This is a genomic window from Embleya sp. NPDC059213 (assembly GCF_042754445.1).
Taxonomy (GTDB): Bacteria; Actinomycetota; Actinomycetes; order Streptomycetales; family Streptomycetaceae; genus Embleya.
Map to the genome: position 1 here is coordinate 1 of NZ_JBHZAV010000035.1, position 23,401 is coordinate 23,401.

14 protein-coding genes are annotated in these 23,401 nt (G+C 72.6%); 7 read left to right on the forward strand and 7 right to left on the reverse strand.

The annotated features are described in order from the left end of the window. On the reverse strand, positions 1-7,197 hold a 7,197-nt coding region (locus ACFXMF_RS15670), incomplete at its 3' end, for an SDR family NAD(P)-dependent oxidoreductase (protein ID WP_380020661.1). Positions 7,198-7,587: 390 nt separating this feature from the next. On the opposite strand from ACFXMF_RS15670, the gene ACFXMF_RS15675 reads away from it, so the two are divergent. Next, complete coding sequence (locus tag ACFXMF_RS15675; protein WP_379989944.1) at positions 7,588-8,967, forward strand: pyridoxal phosphate-dependent aminotransferase; 1,380 nt, start codon at positions 7,588-7,590, stop codon at positions 8,965-8,967. Between the two features lie 143 nt (positions 8,968-9,110). Here the strand turns inward: ACFXMF_RS15675 and ACFXMF_RS15680 are convergent, their stop codons facing one another. From ACFXMF_RS15680 to ACFXMF_RS15690, 3 genes are all read right to left on the reverse strand, one after another. Then, positions 9,111-10,352: a CynX/NimT family MFS transporter gene (locus tag ACFXMF_RS15680; RefSeq protein WP_379989945.1), complete on the reverse strand. Its 1,242-nt coding sequence runs from the start codon at positions 10,350-10,352 to the stop codon at positions 9,111-9,113. Then, entirely contained in the window at positions 10,349-11,059 is a 711-nt protein-coding gene (locus ACFXMF_RS15685; RefSeq protein ID WP_360307132.1) for an FCD domain-containing protein, read from the reverse strand. The genes ACFXMF_RS15680 and ACFXMF_RS15685 overlap by 4 nt, the downstream gene beginning before the upstream one ends. Before the next feature lie 342 nt (positions 11,060-11,401). Continuing rightward, positions 11,402-11,917, reverse strand: a complete 516-nt coding sequence (locus ACFXMF_RS15690) for a helix-turn-helix domain-containing protein (protein WP_360307129.1) — start codon at positions 11,915-11,917, stop codon at positions 11,402-11,404. 161 nt (positions 11,918-12,078) lie between these two features. On the opposite strand from ACFXMF_RS15690, the gene ACFXMF_RS15695 reads away from it, so the two are divergent. Both ACFXMF_RS15695 and ACFXMF_RS15700 read left to right on the forward strand, forming a co-directional pair. After that, a complete protein-coding gene (locus ACFXMF_RS15695; protein ID WP_379989946.1) occupies positions 12,079-13,485 on the forward strand; it encodes a DHA2 family efflux MFS transporter permease subunit in 1,407 nt (468 codons plus the stop codon). A 5-nt stretch (positions 13,486-13,490) separates the two neighbouring features. Continuing rightward, complete coding sequence (locus ACFXMF_RS15700; protein ID WP_360307123.1) at positions 13,491-13,994, forward strand: GNAT family N-acetyltransferase; 504 nt, start codon at positions 13,491-13,493, stop codon at positions 13,992-13,994. A 307-nt stretch (positions 13,995-14,301) separates the two neighbouring features. Here the strand turns inward: ACFXMF_RS15700 and ACFXMF_RS15705 are convergent, their stop codons facing one another. Together ACFXMF_RS15705 and ACFXMF_RS15710 are read right to left on the reverse strand one after the other, a co-directional pair. Next, positions 14,302-14,718, reverse strand: a complete 417-nt coding sequence (locus ACFXMF_RS15705; RefSeq protein WP_360307120.1) for a hypothetical protein — start codon at positions 14,716-14,718, stop codon at positions 14,302-14,304. A gap of 175 nt (positions 14,719-14,893) precedes the next feature. Beyond that, positions 14,894-15,325 (reverse strand): MarR family transcriptional regulator, encoded by a 432-nt coding sequence (locus ACFXMF_RS15710; protein WP_360307117.1) that lies wholly within the window; start codon positions 15,323-15,325, stop codon positions 14,894-14,896. Positions 15,326-15,514: 189 nt separating this feature from the next. Here ACFXMF_RS15710 and ACFXMF_RS15715 point away from each other — a divergent pair, with 189 nt between their 5' ends. Continuing rightward, positions 15,515-16,543 carry an alpha/beta hydrolase gene (locus tag ACFXMF_RS15715; RefSeq protein ID WP_379989947.1) on the forward strand — a complete coding sequence of 343 codons (1,029 nt, stop codon included), beginning with the start codon at positions 15,515-15,517 and terminating at the stop codon, positions 16,541-16,543. Positions 16,544-16,592: 49 nt separating this feature from the next. Here the strand turns inward: ACFXMF_RS15715 and ACFXMF_RS15720 are convergent, their stop codons facing one another. Further along, the gene (locus ACFXMF_RS15720; RefSeq protein WP_360307111.1) at positions 16,593-18,530 is read right to left on the reverse strand and encodes an AfsR/SARP family transcriptional regulator; all 1,938 of its coding nucleotides are present in this window, start codon (positions 18,528-18,530) and stop codon (positions 16,593-16,595) included. Positions 18,531-18,643: 113 nt separating this feature from the next. Here ACFXMF_RS15720 and ACFXMF_RS15725 point away from each other — a divergent pair, with 113 nt between their 5' ends. The 3 genes from ACFXMF_RS15725 to ACFXMF_RS15735 all read left to right on the forward strand — a co-directional run bounded on the left by ACFXMF_RS15725 (position 18,644) and on the right by ACFXMF_RS15735 (position 23,338). Next, entirely contained in the window at positions 18,644-19,522 is an 879-nt protein-coding gene (locus ACFXMF_RS15725; RefSeq protein ID WP_360307108.1) for an alpha/beta hydrolase, read from the forward strand. A 472-nt stretch (positions 19,523-19,994) separates the two neighbouring features. Further along, positions 19,995-21,524 (forward strand): APC family permease, encoded by a 1,530-nt coding sequence (locus tag ACFXMF_RS15730; RefSeq protein ID WP_379989948.1) that lies wholly within the window; start codon positions 19,995-19,997, stop codon positions 21,522-21,524. A gap of 134 nt (positions 21,525-21,658) precedes the next feature. Beyond that, positions 21,659-23,338, forward strand: coding sequence for an FAD-dependent oxidoreductase (locus ACFXMF_RS15735; RefSeq protein WP_360307106.1), 1,680 nt, complete (start codon positions 21,659-21,661; stop codon positions 23,336-23,338). The last annotated feature ends 63 nt before the right edge of the window (positions 23,339-23,401 follow it).

A 23,401-nucleotide genomic window follows, 5' to 3' on the forward strand; every position in this document is an offset into this window, starting at 1 on the left:
AGCAACCGCCGCACCGCCTCGATTGCCCGTGTCGGCGGCGGGAGTTCGCCGCCCGGTCGCGGCCGGGTCGCCGCCGCGGCGAGCGGTCGGGGCGAGGCGGGCCGCCACCACGACGGGTTCGTCGCCGGCCACGGCGGCGTCGAAGAGGGCCAGCCCCTCCGCCGGCTTGAGCGGGACGAACCCGGAGCGGGCCATCCGCTGCCGATCCGCGTCGCCCAGGTGCGCCATCATGCCGTCGTGCTGCCACCAGGGGCCCCAGACGATCGACGTACCGGGCAGCCCGAGCCGATCGCGGTGCCGGGCCAAGGCGTCCAGCGCGCAGTTGGCCGCCGCGTAGTTGGCCTGGCCGGCGGAGCCGAAGGTGCCCGCCACCGAGGAGAACAGCGCGAACACGGCCAGGTCGTGCCCCCGGGTCAGTTCGTGCAGGGCCAGCGCGGCGTCCACCTTGGGGTACAACACCCGCCGGAGCCGGTCGGTGGTGAGCGCGGTGACGACGCCGTCGTCCAGCACCCCCGCGGTGTGCACGACGCCGGTCAGCGGGTGGGCCACCGGTACCGCGTCGAGCAGGGCGGCGAGCGCGGTCCGGTCCGCGACGTCGCAGGCGTGCAGGGCCACCCGGGCGCCCGCCTCGCGTAGCTCCGCGACGAGTTCCCGGGCCCCGGGGGCATCCGGTCCGCGTCGGCCGGCGAGCAGCAGGTGCCGGGCGCCGTGGGCGGCGACCAGGTGCCGTGCCACCAGCATGCCCAGCGAACCGGTACCGCCGGTGACCAGGACGGTGCCCTCCGGGTCGAGCGGCCGCCGCGTGCGCGGCTGCGATGCCCCCTCGGCCAGCGGCACCAACTTCGGCACGTACACCGTGCCTCGGCGTACGGCCGCCTCCGGCAGCGCGCCGGCCGCCACGGCGGGCAGGGCGGTCCGGGAGGCGGGGTGGTCGTCCACGTCGATCAGGGCGAAGCGGCCCGGGTTTTCCCGCAGGGCCGAGCGCACCAGTCCCCACACCGGCGCATGCGACGGCAGGGACGCCGTTTCGCCGGATCGGCCGGACTCGCCGAACCCGGCGCCGGTCGCGGCGGGATCCTCGTGGGCGACGGCGACGGCGTCGGACGTCACGAGGACGAGCCGGGAGCGGGACAGGTGCGGTTGGGCGAGCCACTCCCGCACCAGCCTCAGCGCCCGGTCCGCCGCCCGCAGCATCGCGGCGGCCCGGTCCCGCGCGTCGCCGCTCGGGTCGGCAGGTGGGCACACGGCCATGATGACGGTGTGCGCCGCGTCGCACGCCGCCGGATCGGGGTACACCGGGACGCCGGAACCGGGGGGCGCGAGGGCGTCCACCGGCGATGTGCCCGCCGTACCCAGCACTCCCCAGCGGGGGATGGCCGCGGATGCGGGCGGCTCGGACAGCGGCACCCAGTCCGTCCGGTGCAGGGCACCGGCGACGGTGTCCGGCGTTGCCGCCCCGGTCGCCGGCAGGGGCCGGAGCGTCAGCGAACGCACCGTCGCCACCGGTGCGCCCTGCTCGTCGGTCAACTCCACCGCGGCCTGCCCGTCGGGCCCGGGACTCGTCCGTACCCGCACACGCCGTACGCCGGTGGCGTGCACACGCACTCCGCCGAAGGCGAACGGCAGGGACAACCCGCCGCCGGCCGTCCCGGAGGCGTTGCCGACCAGGCCGTCCAGGGCCAGGGCGTGCAGCGCCGCGTCGAACAGGGCTGGATGCAGGACGAACTCCGGCCCGGCCGGCTCCGGATGCCCGGCGCGGGCCGCTTCGGGCAGCGCGATGTCCGCGTACAGCTCGTCCCCGTGCCGCCGGACGGCGCGCATGCCCTGGAAGGCGGGGCCGTAACGCAGCCCGGCGGCGGCCAGTCGCTCGTACGGTCCGGCTCCCGGGCCGTCGGCAGCCAGTGGCGTCGCCGCCGGCGGCCGGGACTCGTGTTGCCGGGACACGTGCGGCCGGGACGCGCCGTCGGTCTCTTCGTGGTCCGCGGCCGGCCGCGCCGGGGAGAGCGTGCCGGTGGCGTTCCGGAGCCAGGGCCGGTCACCGGCCGGAGGGTGCGGCCGGGAGTGGAAGAGCAGCGTCCGCCGTCCGGCGTCGTCCGCCCCGGCCACCTTCACCTGCACCGCGACGGCACCGTCCGCGGGGAGCGGCAGCGGCGCGGTCAGGACGAGCTCGTCCAGGACGTCCGCACCCACCAACCCACCGGCGTAGAGGGCCATTTCCACGAGGGCGGTCGCCGGCAGCAGGATCTCCCCGGCCACCACGTGGTCGGCAAGCCACGGCTGCTCGCGCACCGAGAGCACCCCGCTCAGCAACAACCCGTCGTCGTCGGCCGTGCGGGTGCCCGACCGCAGGAACGGATGTGCGGCGGCCTCGACCGTCGGGGACCCGGGCGCCGGTTCCGGGTCGGGCTCCAACCAGAAGCGGCGGCGCTGGAAGGCGTACGTGGGCAGGGTTACACGCCGCCCGGCGCGTCCGGCGAAGACGGCCCGCCAGTCGACGGGCACGCCGTGGGCGTACAGCGCGCCCAGCGTGTCGAGCAGGGCATCGGCTTCCGGCCGACTCCCGCGCAGGGTCGGCAGGACCAGCGGCGCGGGGCCGCGCTCGCCGCCGCCCCCTTCACCCGGGTCCGCCTGGGCTCGTCCGGACCCGGCGAGGCAATCCCGGACCAGGCCGGTGAGCACCCCCTCCGGCCCCAGTTCGACGTAGTGTGCCGTGCCGCGCTCGCCCAGTCGCGCCACCGAATCGGCGAAGCGGACCGGACGGCGGATGTGGTCCACCCAGAACTGCGGTGTGCCCAAATCCTCGTCGGTGGCCACCCGACCCGACAGGGCGGTGACCAGGGGCACTTGCGGCGCGGCGAAGGACAACCGCCGGACCACGTCCGCGAAGTCGGCCAGCACGGGCTCCATCCGCGCGGAGTGGAAGGCGTGGGCGACCCGCAGTGGCGTCACCGAACGACCCCGCTCGCGAAAGTACGCGGCGACCTCCCCCACCGCGGCCTCGTCACCGGAAACGACCACCGAGGCGGGCCCGTTGACCGCGGCGATCTCCGCCGCGCCTCCCGTCTCGGCCAGATGGGCGGCCATCTCGTCCGCGCCGACGGCCACCGCCGCCATCGCGCCGCCCGGCGGCAGTGCGTCCATCAACCGGCCCCGGGCCGCCACCAGGGTGCACGCGTCCGCGAGGGACAACACGCCGGCGACGTGTGCCGCCGTCACCTCGCCCACCGAGTGCCCGGCCACCAGGTCGGGATGTACCCCCCACGCCTCGAACTGCCGGAACAGGGCCGTCTCCAGGGCGAACAACGCCGGCTGCGCGAACCGGGTGGTCTGCAACAGCGCACCCGTCTCCGTATCGGGCCCGGCGAACGCGACGTCCCGCAGCGGCACCGGCAGCAGCGGGTCGAACAGGGCGGCACATTCGTCCCACGCACCCGCGAAGGCCGGATACCGGTCCCGCGACTCGTACAGCTCCCGGCCCATGCCGACCCGCAGGCTGCCCTGGCCGGTGAACAACAGGGCCAGCGGGCCGTGCCGGCGGGACGTGCCCGTGTGGACTCCGGGCCGGTCGCCGCCCTCCACGACGGCCCGCAGGGAGTCGAGCAGTTCGGCCCGGTCGCGGGCCACCACCACGGCCCGGTGCTCGAAGGCCGCCCGCGTGGTGGCGAGCGAGTAGCCAACGTCCACCGGGGCCAGGTCGGGGGCGGCGGCCACCCGGTCGTACAGCCGCCGCGCCTGGGCCCGCAGCCCCGGGGCACTCCTGGCGGACACCGGAACGGGCACGGCGGGCGCAACCACCGGCACGGCGGGCGCACCTTCCGGCACCGCCGCCGTACCTTCCGGTACCGCAGGCACACCCTCCGGTACCGCCGCCGTACCCTCCGGCGCTGCGGGCGCGCCTTCGGGCGCCGCAGCCGCACCTTCCGGCCCAACGACTACACCTGCCGGCACCGCCCCGACCCCGACCCGCCCACCGACCGCCCCGCCGTCCGCCGCGGCACCCGGCGCCACGGCCGCCCCGTCGACCGGAGCCTCTTCGAGCACCACGTGGGCATTGGTCCCACTGATACCGAACGAAGACACGCCAACCCGGCGCGGACACTCCCCCGCAGGCCACTCCACCGCGCGGGTCAGCAGCGCGATCCGCCCCGTCGACCAGTCGACCCGGGGCGTCGGCTCGTCCGCGTGCAGCGTCCGCGGCAGCACCCCGTGCCGCATCGCCTGCACCATCTTGATCACGCCGGCCACTCCGGCGGCGGCCTGGGTGTGACCGATGTTCGACTTGACCGAGCCCAGGTGGAGGGGACGTCGGCGCGCCTGCCGCCCATACGTCGCGAAGAACGCCTCCGCCTCGATGACATCGCCCAGCCGGGTGCCGGTGCCGTGCGCCTCCACCGCGTCGATGTCCCCGGGGTCGAGGCCGGCGTCCGCGAGTGCCTGTCGGATCACCCGCTGCTGCGCCGGGCCGTGCGGTGCGGTCAGCCCGTTGCTCGCCCCGTCCTGGTTCACCGCCGAGCCGCGCACTGCGGCCAGTACCGGAAGTCCGGCGCGGCGCGCCCGGGACAACCGGCTCAGCAGCAACATCCCGGCGCCCTCGGCCCATCCCGTGCCGTCGGCGGACGCGCCGAACGCCTTGCAGCGGCCGTCCGGAGCCAGTGCCCGCTGCCGACTGAACTCCACGAACGACGAGGGTCCCGACATCACCGTGGCGCCGCCGGCCAACGCGAAGGCACACTCGCCCCGGCGCAGCGCCTGGACCGCCAGGTGCAGGGCCACCAGGGACGAGGAACACGCCGTGTCCACCGTGAGGGCCGGGCCTTCGAGGCCGAACGTGTAGGCGATCCGCCCGGAGGCGACGCTGCCGGCGTTGCCGAGACCGAGGTATCCCTCGACCTGCTCGGGCGTCCTGGTCAGGTGCCGGGCGTAGTCGCTGTACATCAGCCCGACGTACACCCCGGTCGCCGAGCCGCGCAGGGTGTCGGGGACGAGGCCGGTGTGTTCGAAGGTCTCCCAGGCCACTTCGAGCAGCAGTCGGTGCTGCGGGTCCATCGCCAACGCCTCGCGAGGCGAGATGCCGAAGAAGCCGGGATCGAAGCGGTCCGCGCCGGTGAGGAAGCCGCCCTCGCGCACATACGTGCGCCCCGATCGCCCGGGGTCCGGGTCGTACAGCGCCCCGGTGTCCCAGCCCCGGTCGGTGGGGAAGGGACCGATCGCGTCCCTCCCGTCGGCCACCAACCGCCACAGTTCCTCGGGGGAGGTCACGTCTCCGGGATAGCGACAGGCCATCCCCACGATCACCACGGGGTCCTCGTCGGACCGGGCGGCACTGCATCGCCCGGGCGCGACGCCGGCCGGCGCGGCGGCGTTCCGGGCCCCGAGGTGGGCGGCGAGCGCGGCGGCCGTGGGAAAGTCGAAGGCGACGGCCTCGGAGAGCGGCAGGCCGGTCGCCGCCGACAACCGCTCGCGCAGCACGGTCGCGGTCAGGGAGTCCATGCCCAGGTCCCGAAGTGCCGTGCCCGGCTCGACCGTTCGAACCGTGCGGCCGAGCACCGCGGCCACCTCGCCGCGTACCAGGGCCAACAGGTCCGGCGCCGGCTTCCCGGTCGCCTCCGCGCCCAGTGCCCGCGCCGGACCGCCGGGGAGTTCGCGTCGCAGGATCTTCCCGGACCCGGTACGGGGCAGGTCCGCCACCTCGAACAGTTCGACGGGGACCTTGACACCGGCCAGTTCCGCTCGGCAGGCGGCGAGGATGAGCCCTCGGTCCGGCAGATCGCGACCGGCTGCGGCAACCAGATAGCCGACCGGCACCTCGCCGAAGACCGGATGCGCGCGTCCGGCCACGGCGGCGTCCGCCACCCCCGGCAACCGCCGCAGCACCGCCTCCACTTCCGCAGGATGGATGTTCACCCCGCCTCGAATGATCAGATCACTCGCCCGGCCGGTGACGGCAAACCCACCGACGGCATCGATCCTGGCCAGGTCACCCGTGCGGAACCAGCCGTCGCGCAGTACCGCCGCGGTCTCCTGTGGTCTGTCGTGGTAACCGGCCATCACCCCGGGCCCGTTGACCCACAGCTCGCCCTCGCCCGTGTCCCGGCCGTCGGGGCCCCCGCCGACCCGGACCCGGGTATCGGGCAGCACGCGCCCCCATTCCCCGGACGCCGTCGCCTCGCCCGGCGCGGGCATGGTGACCGGGCCCGCCTCCGTGCTGCCGTAGTGTTCCAGGTAGGGCACACCGCAGATCGCCTCGAAGGACTCGCGGAAGCCGGACCCCGCCGCGGCGCCGCCGCTGACGCAACCGCGCAGCGCGGGGGCGCCCAGACCGCCGCCGTCCCCGTCGCCCTCCTCCCCCCGGATCGCGTCGAGCAGCGCCGAATACGTGGTCGGGACGCCGCCGAGCAGGGTGAACGAGGCGTCCTCGTGCCGGAGTTCGCCGAGCACCCCGGCCACCGAGAACCGGGGCAGCAGCACCGCGCTCGCCCCCACCGCGGTCACCCCGAGGAAGCACACCACCTGGCTCATCGCGTGGTGCAGGGGCAACGGCCAGAGCACGTGGTCGCCTTCGGACAGACCCAAAATGCCGACGAGGCCGGTCGCGATCGGCGCGAGGCGGTTGCGCTGGGTGGACAGGACACCCTTGGGCGTGCCGGAGGAGCCCGAGGTGTAGAGCAGCCAAGCCACTTCGTCCAACGCGAGGTCGTCCCGGGCCGGCGTCCGCGGCTCCGTACCCGCCAACTCCTCGTACCGTAAGACCCCTTCCGCGACCGCGGCCACGCCGTCCCCGTCCTCGTCGCCGCCGTCGACCACCACCACGCTCGGCCCGGATCGCGCCGCCGCCGGCCGCCGGGTCAGGCAACCGACATCGGTGACGAGCACCCGCGCGCCGCTGTGGTCCAGCAAACGGGCCAACTCCTGCTCCGAGTTCCCGGGATCCAGGGGCACACCCACGCCGCTTGCCCGGGTAATCGCGAGCAGGCTCTCCACCATCTCGACACGGTTGCCCAGCAGTACGGCCACCCGGTCGCCACGGGCCACACCCAGCCCGACCAGGTGACCGGCCAGCCGTGCGGTCCTTCGTTCCAACTCCCGGTAGGTCACCCGTGTGAACGGGTCCCGGAAACAGACCTTGTCCCCCAGTCGCCGGGCGTGTTGCCCGAGCAGTTCCGGCAGTGGCTTGACGATGTCGACGTGCGTACCCACCGCGTGACCTCCCTGGGACGACCCGTCGTCAAGGACGACGGTACGGTTGTTTGGATTCCCTCCCGCCGATCGGCGAATCGCGTCGCCCCGGGCGAACCCCGGCCGGGCGTCGACATCCGACAGATCGCACTCCCCTCGCCCACCGTGGCCGCCCCCTCATCGGGGTCTGCGGCGGGACACTCGAACCAATTGGCTGGTCCATTCGAGTCGGCGCCGCACCGAAGGCGGCGCCGCACCCGGCGAACGCCATCACAACGAGTTGGTTTCATGGTCCGAGTGGCTGTCCGGATTGGCCGACAGGCGTCCGGCGGACGCACGGTCGAAGGGCCCGAGGACCCGGCGACCTCGCGGCCGGAAGGCCCGATCCGCCGCAACCACAAGGAGTCCGACATGACGACGACCTCCGCACGCACGACCACCGGGCAGGACGCGGACGCCGCGCTCGTCGCCGGCGTCGAACACGCCGTGGCGGTGGAGCGCTTGCGCCGGATCACCGACCCCGAGGAACGCCTGGTCGCCTACGCCCGGATCGCCACCGAGGACGTCTTCAACCTCGGCATCGCGAACAACGTCCTGTTGTTCGACCTGCTCCGCGACAACGTCTTCGCCAAGGTGGTCCTGACCGAGGCGGACGCCGAATACGCGTCGCCCCCGTACGGGGTGCCGGAACTGCTCGGCCCGATCACGGCATTCCTCCGGAAGAGGTTCTCGGCCGGCATCGACCCCGAGTACGACGTGTACGCCACCGCCGGAGGGTCGGGGGCACTGGAGTCGCTGGCCTTCGCGCTGATCCACGGCGGCGTACTGACCCCGGGCGACCGCGTGCTGCTGCCGGCGCCCTTCTGGCCCGGCTTCCTGTGGTGTTTCGAACAGCGACCCGGGCTCCGATGCGTGCCCGCGCGCCTGGACGGTGCCGACCGACTCACCCTGACCGTCGCCGCGTTGGACCGTGCCTACGACGCCGCCCCGGACCCCAAGCCCAAGCTGTTGGTACTCACCAACCCGCACAACCCACTGGGCGTCAACTACGACAGGCAACTGTTGGAGGACATCTGTCGCTGGGCGCTCGACCGCCAGATGCACATCGTCTCCGACGAGATCTACTCGCACGCCCAGAGCACCGGCCAGGACGCGTTCACCAGCGTCCTTTCCCTGGACGCCTACGCCACCGCCCCCGACCGCATCCACCTCGTGTACGGACTGACCAAGGACTTCGGACTGTCCGGATTCCGGATCGGCTTCCTGGTCTCCAAGTCGAACGACGTACGCAGGGTCATGCAGGGCGACGAGACGTGGAAGTCGCTGTCCTGGTTCGGCCCCCTCGACTCGCTCAAGTGCGCGTACGTGCGCGAACTGTTCGGCACCACCGACCGGCCGAGCGAGTTCCCCACGACACTGATGAAGGACTACCCGGCACGACTGAAATCCGCCCACGACGACGCGGCCCACCGACTCCGCGAGGCGGGAATCCCGTATGTCGGCATGAGCGAAGTCTCGCGCAACGCGACCCAGTTCTTCCTTCTCGACCTGAGCGCCTACCTGGACAGCGCCAAGTTCCCCAAGGACCTGGTCCTGATCAACCACGAGATCGACCGACGCGAAGCGCTCCTGGAAGCGTTCCTGCGAACGGACGCCAGGGTCCTGCTCCTTCCCGGCGGCGAGATGCACTGTCCTTCGCCCGGCTACTTCCGGCTGTGCTACACCGCCGACACGATGGAGCGGGTCGGCGAGGCGATCACCAACATCGCGACCTCCCTGCGGAAACTCTGAACCCCGACGAAACCCCCACGAACGGCGGGACCACACCCGCAGCAGGGCGGTCTCCCGCGTCCCGACGGCAGGCCGGTCGACCCGCGCCGGCGCCGAAACGTTGCGGCTCCGGCGCGGGGAACGGTCCCCGTGGTGCACACTCGTCAGCCGGCGGCGGGCCGTACCTGGCGGTCGCGTCCCGCGCCGTATCCGGCACCGGCCATGAGCAGGCCGAGGACGACCAGGACCGCGAGCGGAAGGGTCCAGCTGTCCGTGGCGTCGTGCAGGATGCCGAGGAGGAGGGGGCCGGCCGCCGCCACCAGGTAGCCGATGGACTGTGCCATGCCCGCCAACGCGGCGGCTTCGCCGGCACTGCCGGCCCGTTGGCTCTGGAAGGTCAGCGCGAGCACGAGGCACACGCCGCCGCCCAGGCCGAGCAGCGTGCACGCCACGACGGACAGTGCGGGGGCGAACAGCAGTACGACGAAGCCGGCGGCCATCAGGAGCGAGGCCCCGGCCGCGAACCATCGTTGGTCGTGCCGGCCCCGGGTGAGCAGGGGCAGGAGGCTGCCGGCGGTCAGGGCGATCACTTGGTAGTAGAAGAGCATCCAGCCAGCCGTGGTGCTGCTCGTGCCGTGGTCGATCAGCATGCTGGGCAGCCAGGCGACGGCGGTGTAGAAGGCCAGGGATTGCAGGCCCATGAACATGCTGACCTGCCACGCCAGTCGCGACCGCCAGGGAACCGGGCTGCGGGTGACGCCGCCGGAGGTCTGCGGCCGGTCGCCCCGCATCCGGGGCAGCCAGACCGGCAACGCCGCGACGGTGAAGGCGATACCCCACGCGAGAGCGGTGTGCCACGAGCCCGGCAGGGTGTGCGAAAGCGGTGCGGAGACACCGGAGGAGACCGCGGCGGTGACGCCCATGACGGTGACGTAGAGAGCGCTGACGCCCTGGATGCGGTGTGCCGGCACGCTCCGCCTGATCAGCGCGGGCAGCAGCACGTTGCCGAACGCGATGGCGGCGGACAGGATCACGGTCCCGGCGAACAGGCAGATCACGGAGGGCAGCGACCGGATCACGGTCCCGACGGCCAGCACCGCGAGGGCGGCCACCAGCAGGCGGGCGGTGCCGAAGCAATGGGAGGCCCGGGCCACCAGGGGCGACGTCGCGGCGAACGTCAGCAGCGGGAGGGTGCTCAGCAGTCCGCCCCAGCTCGCCGTCAGACCGCTGCCGTGCTCGATCGCGGGCAACAGCGTGCCGACGCCGGTGAGGGTGGTACGCAGGTTCGCCGCCACGAGGCAGATCGCGAACAGGAGCCCGATCGACACGACGGATCGGGTGTGGTCGACAGCCGGCGGGGTCGAGGCGGCGGGCGGGTCGGATATCGACGACGGCTGTGCGCTCACCGTCCCTCCGCGGGTCGTGCCGCCCGGGCCTCGCGGTCGCGGGTGAGCCGGACGATCGCACCCGCCGCGTCGCGGGCACCGCTCTCGTCCCGGGCCTCGATCGCGTCGACGAGCCGCCGGTGCAGGTCGGCGTGCTCCTCGGCGCCGGTGGCGTCCCAGGGCAGGCCCCCCAGCGAGGTGGCGAGAGCCGTACCGAGGTAGTCGTACACCTCGATCAGGAGGTCGTTTCCGCTCGCCCGGACGACGGCCCGGTGGAACAACGCGTCGACGCTCCCGGCCGCGGCCATGTCCTCGCCCGCGCAGGCCGCGTCGGCGTCGGCCAACAGCTCGCGCAGTTGGTGCAGTTGCTCCTCGCTGCGACGCAGGGCGGCGGCGCCCGAGGCGTACTCCTCCAGGACGGTACGCAGTTCGAGCACGTTGTCCCGCTGCGCGGCACCGGCTCGCCGCACCATGACCGACTGGAGCTCACTCGACGAACGGACGTAGGTGCCATCGCCGATCCGGGCCTCCAGCAGCCCCAGATGCACCAGCGCACCGAGCGCCTCGCGCAACGTGCTGCGGCCGACCCCGAGCTCCTCGACCAGGGCCTGCTCCGGCGGGATCCGCGTGCCCACGGGCCATCCCCCGGCCTCGATGTGCGCGCGAAGGCTGTCCACGAGCTGCGCGGACAGGCTTGCCGACCTACGCGGTGTGCTGATGCGTTTCATGCAAACAGCATACATACAAAGGTCAGACATTTGAACATCGCACATATGCAGCCACGGGCAACGCCCCGCACGCACGACCGGCCCGCATGGAGCCATCGAGTCGAGTCGGCACGCGGGCGGCGCAGGGGTGGGCGAAAGGGGTGAACTTCGGCGTGATCGGCGACTTCGCGACTCAACTGTGTGGTTGAACCGGCCTGGCTCCCGTCCTGATCGCCCCGCAAACTCCCGCCCCGACCGCCCCACAAGGCCCGACCGCCGCACCGAGAAGGAGCGCACCTTCCCGCTCGCGCGGCGCCGCCGATCGTGACCGGCCGAGACGTCCGACGCCGGGGGCGGCGGCGGTCAGGAAGGCGAGTTCGGTTGCGGCGTTCGGTTCGGTGCGTGCCAGGCGGGGTTCTTCCGGACGCCGACCTGTTCCAGTTCGAGCGTGTCGCCGGTTTCGGTGCGGAGTTCGACGTGGAGCGGGGCGCCGGTTTCGTGGTCGACGTAGTGCAAGGGCGCGGGGCCGTCCTGTAGGTGCTTGTCGCCCCACTGCATCAGGGCCACGATCACCGGGAACAGGTCGCTGCCCATTTCGGTGAGCACGTACTCGTCGCGGGTGCGGCCGCCGTCCTCCCGGTAGGGACGCTTGGCGAGCAGGCCGGCCTCGGTCAGACGGCGCAACTGCTGGGCGGCGGCCCGGTCGGTGATGCCGATGCGGCCGGCGAAGCCGCTGAACCGGGTCGTGCCGTAGCAGGCTTCACGCAGGATCAGCAGCGCGGAGCGGGTTCCGACCACCTCCAGCGCCTTGACCAGTGAGCAGTGGTCGGTCTTCCACGCGCCGAGGTCGGCAAGCGCGCCCTCCATGACAACCGGCATGCCGCCCATCGTACCCGCTTTGGCTTGCTCCTTGTATAGCCAGACCCTACCTACCTATACTCACAGATAGTCAGCCCTGCCTCTCGCTCCGACGGAGCAGCCGGCGGAGCGCTGTCTTCGACGGATATCCGGTAGCTCGCATGGATCGCAGGGGGACTCCCATGGCCGCGCAGACCACACCAGCCACCGAGGGCGTGCGACGGCAGGACCCGGTCGGATCGTCGGCGATCACGTTCGTCGTGTGCGCCGCGGCATTCGTCGCGATGCTCGACGTGTTCGTGGTCAACGTCGCCTTCACCGACATCGGCACCGATTTCGGCGTGCGGCTCGCGGAGCTGAGCTGGGTCCTCAACGCCTATGCCATCGTCTACGCGGCGCTGCTGATCCCGGCCGGGCGCCTGGCCGACCGGTACGGCCGCAAACCGGCGTTCCTCGCCGGACTGGCCTTGTTCACCGCTGCGAGCGCCGCCTGTTCGCTGGCGCCCCAGTTGTGGTGGCTGGTGTTCTTCCGCGGGATACAGGCGATCGGCGCGGCCGTGCTCACCCCGGCCGGCCTCGGGCTGCTGCTCACCACGCTGCCCGAAACGCGGCGGGCCGGGGCGGTCCGGATCTGGGCCACCACCAGCTCGTTCGCCGCAGCGGTCGGCCCGGTGGTCGGCGGCGGCCTGGTGGAGTTGTCCTGGCGCTGGGTGTTCCTGATCAACATCCCGGTCGGCGTGGCGGCGTTCGTGGTGGCCCGGCGGTTGCTCCCCGACCTGCGGGACGCCTCGGCCGTGCGGATGCCGGACCCGCTCGGCACGGCGGCGCTGATCGTCGCCTTCGGCGCGCTCTCGCTGGGCCTGGTCAAGGGCCAGGAGTGGGCGTGGACCGGAACGGCGACCCTCGCCACCTTCGCCGTCGCCGCCGTCGGTATCGCCGTGTTCGTCGTGCGAATACTGCGTCACCCGGCACCGGTCGTGGACCCGGCCCTGTTCCGGACACCGGAGTTCGTCTGGGCGAACATCACGGTCCTGACCTTCTGCACCGCCTTCGGCGCGGTCTTCCCGTCCGTGGTGTTGTGGCTGGAGGGTCCGGCCGGCTACTCCACCCTGGTCACCGGCCTGGCCATCGCGCCGGGTCCGCTGATGGTGCCGCTGTTCGCGATCGTCGGGCGGCACCTGGCCACCCGCGTCGGAGCCGGGGCCCTGGTGGCGGCGGGGAACCTGCTGTTCGCCGGCGGTGCCGTGTTGCTGGCCGCGAGTGCGTCCGCCGATCCCCGGTACGCGACGCAGATCCTGCCGGGCTGGCTCGTCATCGGCGTCGGCATCGGCCTGGCCATGCCCGTCATGCTCTCCCGGGCCACCACCGAACTGCCCGGCGCCCAGGCCGCCACCGGCAGCGCGGTGGTCAACACCAGCCGCCAACTCGGCTACGTCCTCGGCGTCGCCATCCTGGTCGCCGTCCTCGGCACGGCCGGCAGCACACCGGATCCGACGCCCACCTTCCGGCACGCCTGGTGGTTCATCGCCGCCACCGCCGCCGGATCCGCCGTCGCCGCCCTCGGCATCACCCGCCGCACCCGGAGCTGATCACCATGACCGCCGTGGTTGCCCCCGACACCGTGCACCTGCGTTCCTGGCACCCGGACGACATCGACGGACTCGGCCGGGCCGCCGCCGACATCTCACCCGACGCACTCGCCCGACGGTTCGGCGTACCCGGCGCCGGCATCCCCGACTGGTACCTGGCCCGAATCACCGAAGGCCGGGCGCAGAACACCTGGAACGCGTACGTGGCCGAGCGCGGCGGCCGCATCGTGGGCTGGGCCGAGTACGGCCTGAACGGCGATCCGCACGAGGCCGACCTCGCCGCCCTGGTCTTCGACCGATACCAGGGAAGCGGCCTCGGCCCCCGACTGGTCAAGGAAGTCGCGTCGTTGGCCCGGGCAGCCGAGGTGCGGGTGCTGCACGCCCAGATCCGGGTCGGGAACCAGGCCGCACGCAAGGCACTGCACGCGGCGTTTGCGAACCTGCGGTACACGGGACTTCAGGACGGACAGTGGCACTACGTCATGCACCTGCCGGACGCCCCGACCTGAACGACACACGGCCGAACAACCGACGCCCGGCCGGCGACGGTGAGCCGACCGCCCGCCCCGCCGGGGCGGGCGTGGCCGGGTGCTTGTGGCGCACAACGGCCCGGGCCGCACCGAGGACGCGCGGTCGAGCGGCTGCGGGTCGTTCCCGGACCGTGGCCACGAAGACGAGCGCGGTGCGGGTGGGTACGGCGGCAAGGTTCAGGTAGGCGGTGTGGCCTTCGCCGGCCTGGAGGCACCCGCGCAGGCCCTGGCCCGGTTCCCGGCGCGCGACCGGCGAACGCGCCCGCGAGCCGCCGCGGCCGGCCGCCTAGTTCACCTGTCCGAGAACGGCTCGGCCTTCGGCTGCGGCCGCAACATAGAAGCGGGCGATGTCGAGAAAGCGGATCCAGCCTTCGTCGGCGAGCCCGGCGGCAACGCGCGCGACCTCCTCCGGGGTCAGGACGAATGCGGTCCCGTCGCCCGGATCGAGCACCTCACCGGCGCCGCCCCCGTCGCCGACCGCCCGGGCCAGGGCCGGATACACCGCCGTCCAGTCGGCCGTCCCCTCCTCGACCTCGGCCCGGCCCTCGGCAACACCGCACAGGGAGCGGTAGTCCTCACCGTGCGCGTCACCGTCCCCGCCCCGCCCGCGCGTGCCGAGCAACTCGCCCACCGGATCGGCACGTTCCCGCAGTTCGCCGAGCAGCGCAGGCTCGATCTTCACCAACGTCAACCAGCTGGACACGGCTCCGGCACCTCTCGACGATGGGTCCGTCCTACGCCCCCGTTCAGGCGTACGGAACGTACCGCCCCACGCGGACAAGAACCACACCGAGGCGGCCCCGACCGGGCACGACAACGCCCGGGTACGAACGCCCACTCCCGGCTCCGCCGACGCCTTCGGCGTGTTTCGGTCGGGGTCAGTCGACGTCCGGCATGAGTGGTGGGCCGTGTTCCTCGATGGCGAGGGCCACGGTGCGCAGGAGGGCGGCCAAGTGGCCCAGTTCCTCCTTGGCCAGGGGGGCGAGCAAGGCGGCCTCGGCCTCCCGCTGGTCGTCGATCACCGCCGCCCAGGTCTGTGCCCCTCGGGGGGTGAGGCCGACGAGCAGGCTGCGGCGATCCTCCGTCGTGTGCTCACGGGTGATCAGGCCCGCCGCCTGCATGCGGTCGAGGCGGTGGGTGAGGGTCGCGGGATGCACGCCGAGTCCCTGGGCGAGGCGGGTGGGTGCCATTCGGTAGGGCTGCCCCGCCGAGCGCAGGCGCCACAGGATCTCGTACTCCCACAGCTTCAGGCCGTGCCGCGCCAGCGCCGCCTCCTTTCGGTGCCGCAGATGCGATACGAGCTGCTGCATGCGGGTGACGGCACCTTCCAAGTCCGGCTCCAGGCCCGGGACTTCGTGCCCCCAGCGGGCGATGTGCCGATCGATCGAGTCCCCTGGCCGGGCCGATTCCGCCGCCGAATGCCGTGCTGTCACGGCGTCACCCCATCTTCCGGAAACTATGGATTCAAATATTTTGAAATCATAGTACTGTCCCGGAGCATGTCGAACTTCACCCTCGCCGGCCGCATCGACGAACACGTCGTCGACAGCGCGCTGCTACACGGCAATCCCCTCGACGACCCGACCCGACGCCCGCTGTGGGTCTACACCCCACCCGGGTACGACGACGCGCCCCGACGCCGCTACCCCGTCACGTATCTGCTGCTCGGCTACGCGGGAACGCTCCCGGTCTGGGGCAATCGCACGGCCTTTCGCAAGCCGGTCCCCGAACTCGCCGACGAGATCTTCGCCCGCGGCCAGGCACCCGGGATGCTGCTGGTCTTCGTGGACGCCTGGACCAGGTACGGAGGCAGCCAGTTCATCGACTCACCCGGCACCGGCCGCTACCACTCCTACCTGTGCGAGGAAATCGTGCCGTACGTCGACGCCCACTACCGCACGCTCCCCTCGCGCGACCACCGAGCCATCGCGGGCAAGTCCAGCGGCGGACTCGGTGCCGCGATCACCGCGATGCTCCGCCCGGATCTGTTCGGCGCCTTCGCCACCCACTCCGGCGACTCGCTGTCCGAGGCCCAGTACCAGCCGCACTTCCTCATGGCGGCCCGCCAACTGCGGGCCTACGACGGCGACATCCTCCGCTGGTGGGACGACTTCCGCTCGCGGGTCGCCTTCACCAAGCCGGAGGACCTGAACCTCCTGGAGATCCTCGGCGTCTCCGCCTGCTTCTCCCCGGGCCCCGACGGCTCCCCCACCCTGCCGTTCGATCCCCGCACCGGGGCGCTGCGCGAGCACGAGTGGCGGCGCTGGCTGGCGTGGGATCCGGTCCGGATGGCCGGCGCGCACGCCGACGCCCTCCGCTCCCAGCGCGGCATCCGGATCGACGCCGGCACCCACGACGAGTGGTTCCTCGACCTGGGCGCACTCGCCTTCCGCGATGCGCTGGCCGCAGTCGAAGTGCCGGACGACGTCGTGCACTTCGAGTTGTTCGAGGGCGGCCACCACGCCGTCGAATACCGGATGCCGCCCGCCCTCGCCTGGTTGGCGCACCGCATCGCCGACCGACCGTGACCTCCCGGGCCGGAGCGGGCCCCGTCCCGGCAGCACGTGCCCCCGCCGATTACCCACCTCCGGCGCACGCCTGCGCCTCCGCCAGGTAGCGCGCCACCGGGCCCAGGGTCAGCATGCCGGAGGCGGCGCCCGCGTGTTCCGCACGGGCATCGTGCAGGACGGTCGCGGCGTGTGCGGCGATGCGGCGTTCGCCCAGGCGTACGGCGGCGCGGGCGGTCAGGCACCACAGCGCCTCCTGCAGGTGGTCACCCGGGGGTTCGGGCAGCGCGGCCAGGGCGGCCCGGGCCTGCTCGCGCCGGTCCCGGGCGAGCAGTACCAGGGGTTGGGCCCAGGGGCGGTACGGACCCCAGTCCAGGTGCGGGTCGGTGGGCGCGGGTCGATCGTGCAGCAGGCGCAGCCCCAGGAGGGCGAGCGGGAACAGGCCGCGGTGCAGCCCCGGCATGCCGGCCGTCCGCAGGGCGTCCTCGGCGGCGCGGTAGTGCGCCGCGGCCGTGGCGGCGCTCGGTCCGCCGGGTTCGGTGCTGCGGGCGGCCGTGACCCGGGCCCGGAACCACGCGGTGAGGACGAGGACGAGGGGCGCCTCGGTGCCGGCGGCGAGCCGTTCGGCGGCCTCGGCGTGCGCGGTCGCGGCGTCGAGGTCGCCGAGGGACGAGGCCGATTGCAGGCGGACGAGTCGGCCGAGTACGGCGAAGTTCGGCAGCTCGTGCCGGGTGGCCAGATCCAGGATCTCGACGCCGATCCGATCCCGTACCGCCGCGAGCCCGGGGCGGGTGAAGGACTGTAGGAACACCCCGTCGAGGGCGAACGCCAACAGCGCGGGATCGGCCAGGTCCCTTGCCGACGCCTCGGCCTGCCGGGCCGCCTGCCGCGCGCGCTGCAGTTCGGGCGCGGACAACTCGGCACTGCGGCTCTCCACGGCGACCGTGGCCAGGAGCCGGGCGATCAGGTCGGCGGGGCCGTCGGGGCCGAGTGCGGTGAGCGTGCGCTCGGCGGCCGCGACGACGGCGCGGGACTGCTCGAGGTCGTCGGCGCGGGTCCAGATGGCGGGCACGTCGTAGGCGCCGATGACCCGGGCGGTCAGCGCGAGGTCTCCCGTGCGTTCCGCCGCCCGGATGGCCGCGAGGCGGTCGCGCCGCGAGTGCACGAGGGCGTCGCCGCCGGCCAGGGCGAGGGTACGGGCCAGATCCACGGTGGTGCGCGGGCCGAGCCGGACACCGGGACCGGTCCACCCGTCCGGTGCGCCCTCGCGCGACACGGCCCCGGTGAGGATGTCCGTCTCCAGCCGCCGCAGGTCCGCGCCGGGGTCGAGCCCGAGTTGCTCGACGAGCATCGCGCGGGCGCGGCGCAGGGTGGCCAGCGCGTCGGCCCGGCGCCCCGCGCGGTCCAACGCGCGGGCAAGCAGCCCCCAGGCCGGCTCGCGCCACGGGTGTTCGGCGACGTGGGCACCCAGTTCGGCGACGAGGTCGGCTCCCTGCCCGGAGTCGAGGAGGATCCGGGCGCGCAGTTCCACCCCCGCCAACCTCAGCTCCTCCAGCCGGGTCCGCTCGCGCTGCGCCCACGCGGAGCCGGGCACATCGGCGTAGGCGGGCCCGCGCCAGTCCGCGAGTGCCGCGCCGAGCTCGGTCACCGCGTCGGGGTCGCGTCGGGCGCGGGCCAGGGTGTCCTGGAACCGATGGGCGTCCACGTCCTCGCGGGGCAGGCGCAGCGCGTACCCGGGACCTTCGGTGACCAGTACGCGCGGCGGGTCACGGGGCGGCCGGTCGGGTTCGAGGGCACGGCGCAGCGCGGCGACGAAGGTACGCAAGGCACCCACGGCGCGGGCCGGCGGATCGGTCCACAGGTCGTCGACGAGGGTGTCGGTGGCGACCATGCGTCCCTCGGCGGCGACGAGCCGGGCGAGTACCTCGCGGTGGCGTGGTCCCCCCAGGTCGACCGGGCTGCCGTCGTCGCGGAGGGCTCGCACGGCACCGAGCACGTCGATTCGCATGCCCTCATCCTCGGTGCCGGCGGTCGGCCGCGGCCAGCCGTACTGATCGGCTGCTGATCGACGTCGTACAGGCTGATCCGGTCGCTCCCCCCAACCCGAACGGATGGCCTTTCATGACGCTCACCATTCCCGGCTTCGATCTCCTGCGCCTGCCCGGTGCCAACGGGGTGCGGTCGGCCGTCGCCGTCGGCGGCAGTGGCAGCCCGGTCGTGTTGTTGCACGGTTTCCCGCAGACCCACCTGATGTGGCGACACGTCGCCGAGCGGCTCGCCGACGAGCACACGGTGATCTGCCCCGACCTGCGGGGCTACGGCGCGAGCGACAAGCCGGCGGCCGACGACCCCGAGGTGTACGCCAAGCGCACCATGGCCGCGGACGTGGTGTCCCTGGCGGCCGCACTCGGCCACGAGCGCTTTGCCCTGGTCGGCCACGACCGGGGCGCGCTGGTCGCCTTCCGGGCGGGGTTGGACCACCCGGAGACCGTCACGCACCTGGGCATCCTCGACATCGTGCCGACGCTCGACATGTGGAACGTCCTGCGCGGCGTCTCGGCGGCGGTCGGCTACCACCTCTTCCTCATGGCGCAGCCGCCGGGCCTGCCGGAGACGATGATCGCGGGCAGTGCGGACGCCTTCCACGGCTCGTTCCTCGACGCCTGGGCGGACGACCCGACCGCCATGCCGGCGGAGGTGCGCGCCGAGTACCTGCGGGCGAGCGCCGCGGCGGTGCCGTCGATCGTCGCGGACTTCCGGGCCTCGGCCGGCATCGACGTCACGCACGACCGGGCGGACCTGGACGCCGGGTCGCAACTGGCCATGCCGGTGACGGTCGTCCAGCAGGACTGGGGCGCCCGACTGGCCTACGACGCGGCCGGGCTGTGGCGAGCCTGGGCCCCGGACCTGGACCACCGCCTGACCCGGGCGGGCCACTTCATGGCCGAGGAGGCCCCCGACGAGATCACTGCGGCGATCCGGGATCTGCTGGCCCGCTGAGTTTCCGGAGGCCGGCCGGGGGTGCGTCAAAGGACGTCGGCGGGTGGCCGGTGCGGGGTGAGGCGGCCGATCGGGACGTGCGTGGGCCGTTCCCGCCGGCCGCGCTCGGTGGACCGCCGCGATGCGGCGCGGCGGTCGCCGAGTCGGCCCGCCGGCGTGCCCGAGGGTGGCCGCGGGTTTCCCGTCCGGAACCGGGGCACCCTTACAACCGGATGGACGCATCGTCGTTCGCCCGGACGAGTGGACATGTGGGGGAACAGGGGGTCGACACCCGGGTCTTCGGTCGGCCGTGGCAACGGTCACAGTGTCGATGCCTTGGGTCTTCTTCTGACGCATTGCCGGTTGCGGGGTGTTCCGCTTCGACGGGAAGCTGACGGCCCGTCGGATTGCACCCTGATCACCAGGAAACCGGGGAACAGGCGTCCGTTACACGTGTTGTGCCGTGCGCGGCCACACCCTTCACGGAGGTGGGATGTCCACCCAGCAACAGCCCCTCGACAGCGCCGAGGTCGACGCGGCGGTCCCGGTTCCCGGCGAACAGGTCGACCGGCTCAAGGCGAACTCCGTCGGCCTGCTCGGCGTCGTCTTCATGGCGGTCGCCACCGCCGCCCCCATCACCGCGATGACGGGCAACCTGCCGATCATCGCCGGCTCGGGCAACGGCATCGGCGCCCCCGCCGCCTACCTTTTCGCCACCCTCGTACTGACCGTCTTCTCCGTCGGTTACGTCGCGATGGCCAAGCACATCACGGCGGCCGGGGCGTTCTACGGCTTCATCTCGCACGGCCTGGGGCGCGTCGCGGGCATGGCGTCGGGCCTGCTCGCGGTCCTGGCGTACGTCGTTTTCGAAGCCTCGATCATCGGCTTCTTCGCCGCTTCGTTCAAGCAGCTCGCGAGCGACCAATGGGGGCTCGACCTGCATTGGGGCTACTACGCGATGTTCGGGCTCGTGGTCATCGCGGCGATGGCGTTCTTCGACATACACCTCACGGCCAAGTTCCTCGGTGTCGCGCTCGTCCTGGAGATCGCGGTGCTCGCCGTCGTCTCCTTCGCGGTGCTGTTCACCGGCGGCGGCCCGGACGGGATCATCGGCGAGGCGGTCAACCCGCTCAAGGCGTTCGACGGGGTCAACGGCAGCATGGGCGCGGCCGGACTCGGGCTGTTCTTCGCCTTCTGGTCCTGGGTCGGCTTCGAGTCGACGGCGATGTACGGGGAGGAATCCCGCGACCCGAAGAAGGTGGTTCCCCGTGCCACCCTGATCTCGGTGGTCGGCGTCGGCCTGTTCTACATCTTCGTGTCCTGGATGATGGTCTCCGCGGCCGGCAAGTCCGGTCTGGCCGATGCGGCTTCGAAGGGCACGCTGTTCTTCGCGCCGCTGGGCGAGCACTTCGGCGACACCTCGGTCAAGATCTTCCAATGGCTGGTCGTCACCGGCTCCTTCGCCTGTGCGATGGCCTTCCACCAGTGTGCCTCGCGCTACCTCTACGCGATCGGCCGTGAGGGCTTCATCCATCCCGCGCTCGGCCGGACGCACCCCAGGCACGGTTCGCCGTACATCGCGTCCTTCGTCCAGTCCGTCATCGCGATCATCCTCGTGGCGGCGTTCATCGTCGCGGACATGGACCCGTCGGTGCACCTCTACGGCCTGCTCGCGCTGCTGGGCACGATGGCGATCCTGATCGTCCAGACGTTGTGCTCCTTCTCCGTCGTCGGCTACTTCCACGTGCAGCACAAACACCCGGAAACCAAACACTGGTTCAACACCCTCACCGCGCCGATCGCCGGCGGCCTCGCGATGGGCGTGGTGGTCGGACTGCTCGTCTACAACATGGACACCGCGGCCGGCGCGGCGGCGGACACCCTGCTCTTCGAACTGATCCCCTACATCGTCGGCGGCTTCTTCCTCGCCGGCATCGCCCTCGCCCTCTACATGAAGCACCGACGCCCGGAACGCTACGAGCAGATGGGCCGCATCATCCTGGACGACGCAGCCGAACGCTGAGCCCCGCCCGCCCCACCGGCCCCCGGGCCGTACGTACTTCCCCTCCGGTTCCGCGTACAACCCGGGGGCTTCGCCATGCCCGGAACATCCGGCCTCCGGGCCGGGCAACCGACCTCTCGCCAAGGAGCATCACGATGAGCCGAACCCGTGCCATGGCCGCCCTGCAGGGCATGGCCGCCGACCACCGGGCCGCAGCGGCCCTGCGCATGCCCGTCGGCGAGCTCCGGGAGATCCGTGCCGAGGCCGCCGCGGACCCGACCGGACCGAGCCGGCGTACCTTGATCAAGCGCGCCGGCGTGGTGGGTCTGGGCCTGGGCCTGGCCGGCGCCGGGATGTCCCGGCCGGCGATCGCCGGCGAAACCGCCGCGAGACCGCCGGTGAACCCCGGCCGGGTGGTCGTCGTCGGCGCCGGCATCGCCGGCCTGACGGCAGCGCTGACCCTGGCCGACGCCGGGGTGAAGTGCACGGTCTACGAGGCCAATCCCACCCGTATCGGCGGGCGGATGTACTCGCAACAGACCTACTGGGGCGGCGGCCAGACCTCGGAGATCGGCGGCGAGCTGATCGACACCGGGCACAAGAAGATGCTCGAACTGTGCCGTCGATTCGGGCTGACCACCGTGGACTTCGCCGGCTCCGGGCCCAACGGCGCCGTCGAGACCCTGTGGTTCGACAACACCTACTACCCGCGTGCGCAGGCCGACGAGGACTTCAAGGCGATGTACCAGGCGGTCCGCCGGGACTACCAGGAGTGCGGCGACGTCACCTGGAACCGGACCACCCCCGCCGGCACCACGATCTCGAACACGACCCTGCGGGACTGGATCGACTCTCGTACGCCGGGTGGCTCCTCGTCGAAGCTCGGCCGGTTCCTCGACGTGGCCTACACCGTCGAATACGGCGCGGAGACCGTGGACCAGTCCGCCTACGCCGCCGTGTGCATGCTCGGCTGGCAGTCGAACCCGGGGCACTTCAACATCTGGGGCGGCTCCAACGAGCGGTACCACGTCGTCGGCGGGAACGACCAGGTGCCGCAAGCCATCAACGCCGCGCTCCCGCCCGGCACCGTGCGGATGGGACACCGGCTGGTCGCCGTCCGGGCGAACGGCGACGGCACCCAGACGCTCACCTTCGACAACGACGGCACCACGACGACGGTGACGGCCGACCACACGATCCTGGCGGTGCCGCTGCCGATCCTCCAGGGCCTCGATCCGACCCGGGCTAACTTCGACCCGCCGATGACGAACCTGCTCCGCGACGCGCGCATGGGCCACGTCTCGAAGCTCAACATGCAGTTCGCCAAGCGCACCTGGCTCGGGGCGAACGGCAACGGCCTGGGACCCTGGCCGGGCGTGGCCGCCGGGGACGCCTTCACCGACCTGCCTTTCCAGCAGACCTGGGACACCACCAAGGGCCAGCCGGGCGGTAAGGGCGTGCTCATCCAGTACGGCGGCGGCACCCGCGCCTCCGGTCTCCACCCGGCCGGCCCGTTCAACACCGCCGAGCAGGACGCCTACGTCGCGAACCTGGCCGGCACCTACCTGGGGCAGATCGACAACCTCTTCCCCGGCACGAAGGCCCAGTGGACCGGCAAGGCCCAGCTCTCCTCGTGGACCAACAACCCGTACTCGCTGGGTGCCTACTCGTACTGGCCGGTCGGCTACCTGCACCGCCATGCGGGCTACGAGGGCACCCGCCAGGGCAACATACACATCTCCGGCGAGCACACGTCGTACGACTTCCAGGGCTTCATGGAGGGCGGCGCGACCGAGGGCGAGCGGGCGGCGAAGGAGGTCCTGGGGCAGAGCTGACCCGGGTCTTCGGCACCCGGTGCGGCCCCTACGGCCGCGCTCGGTGCCGAACGGGCCGATGCC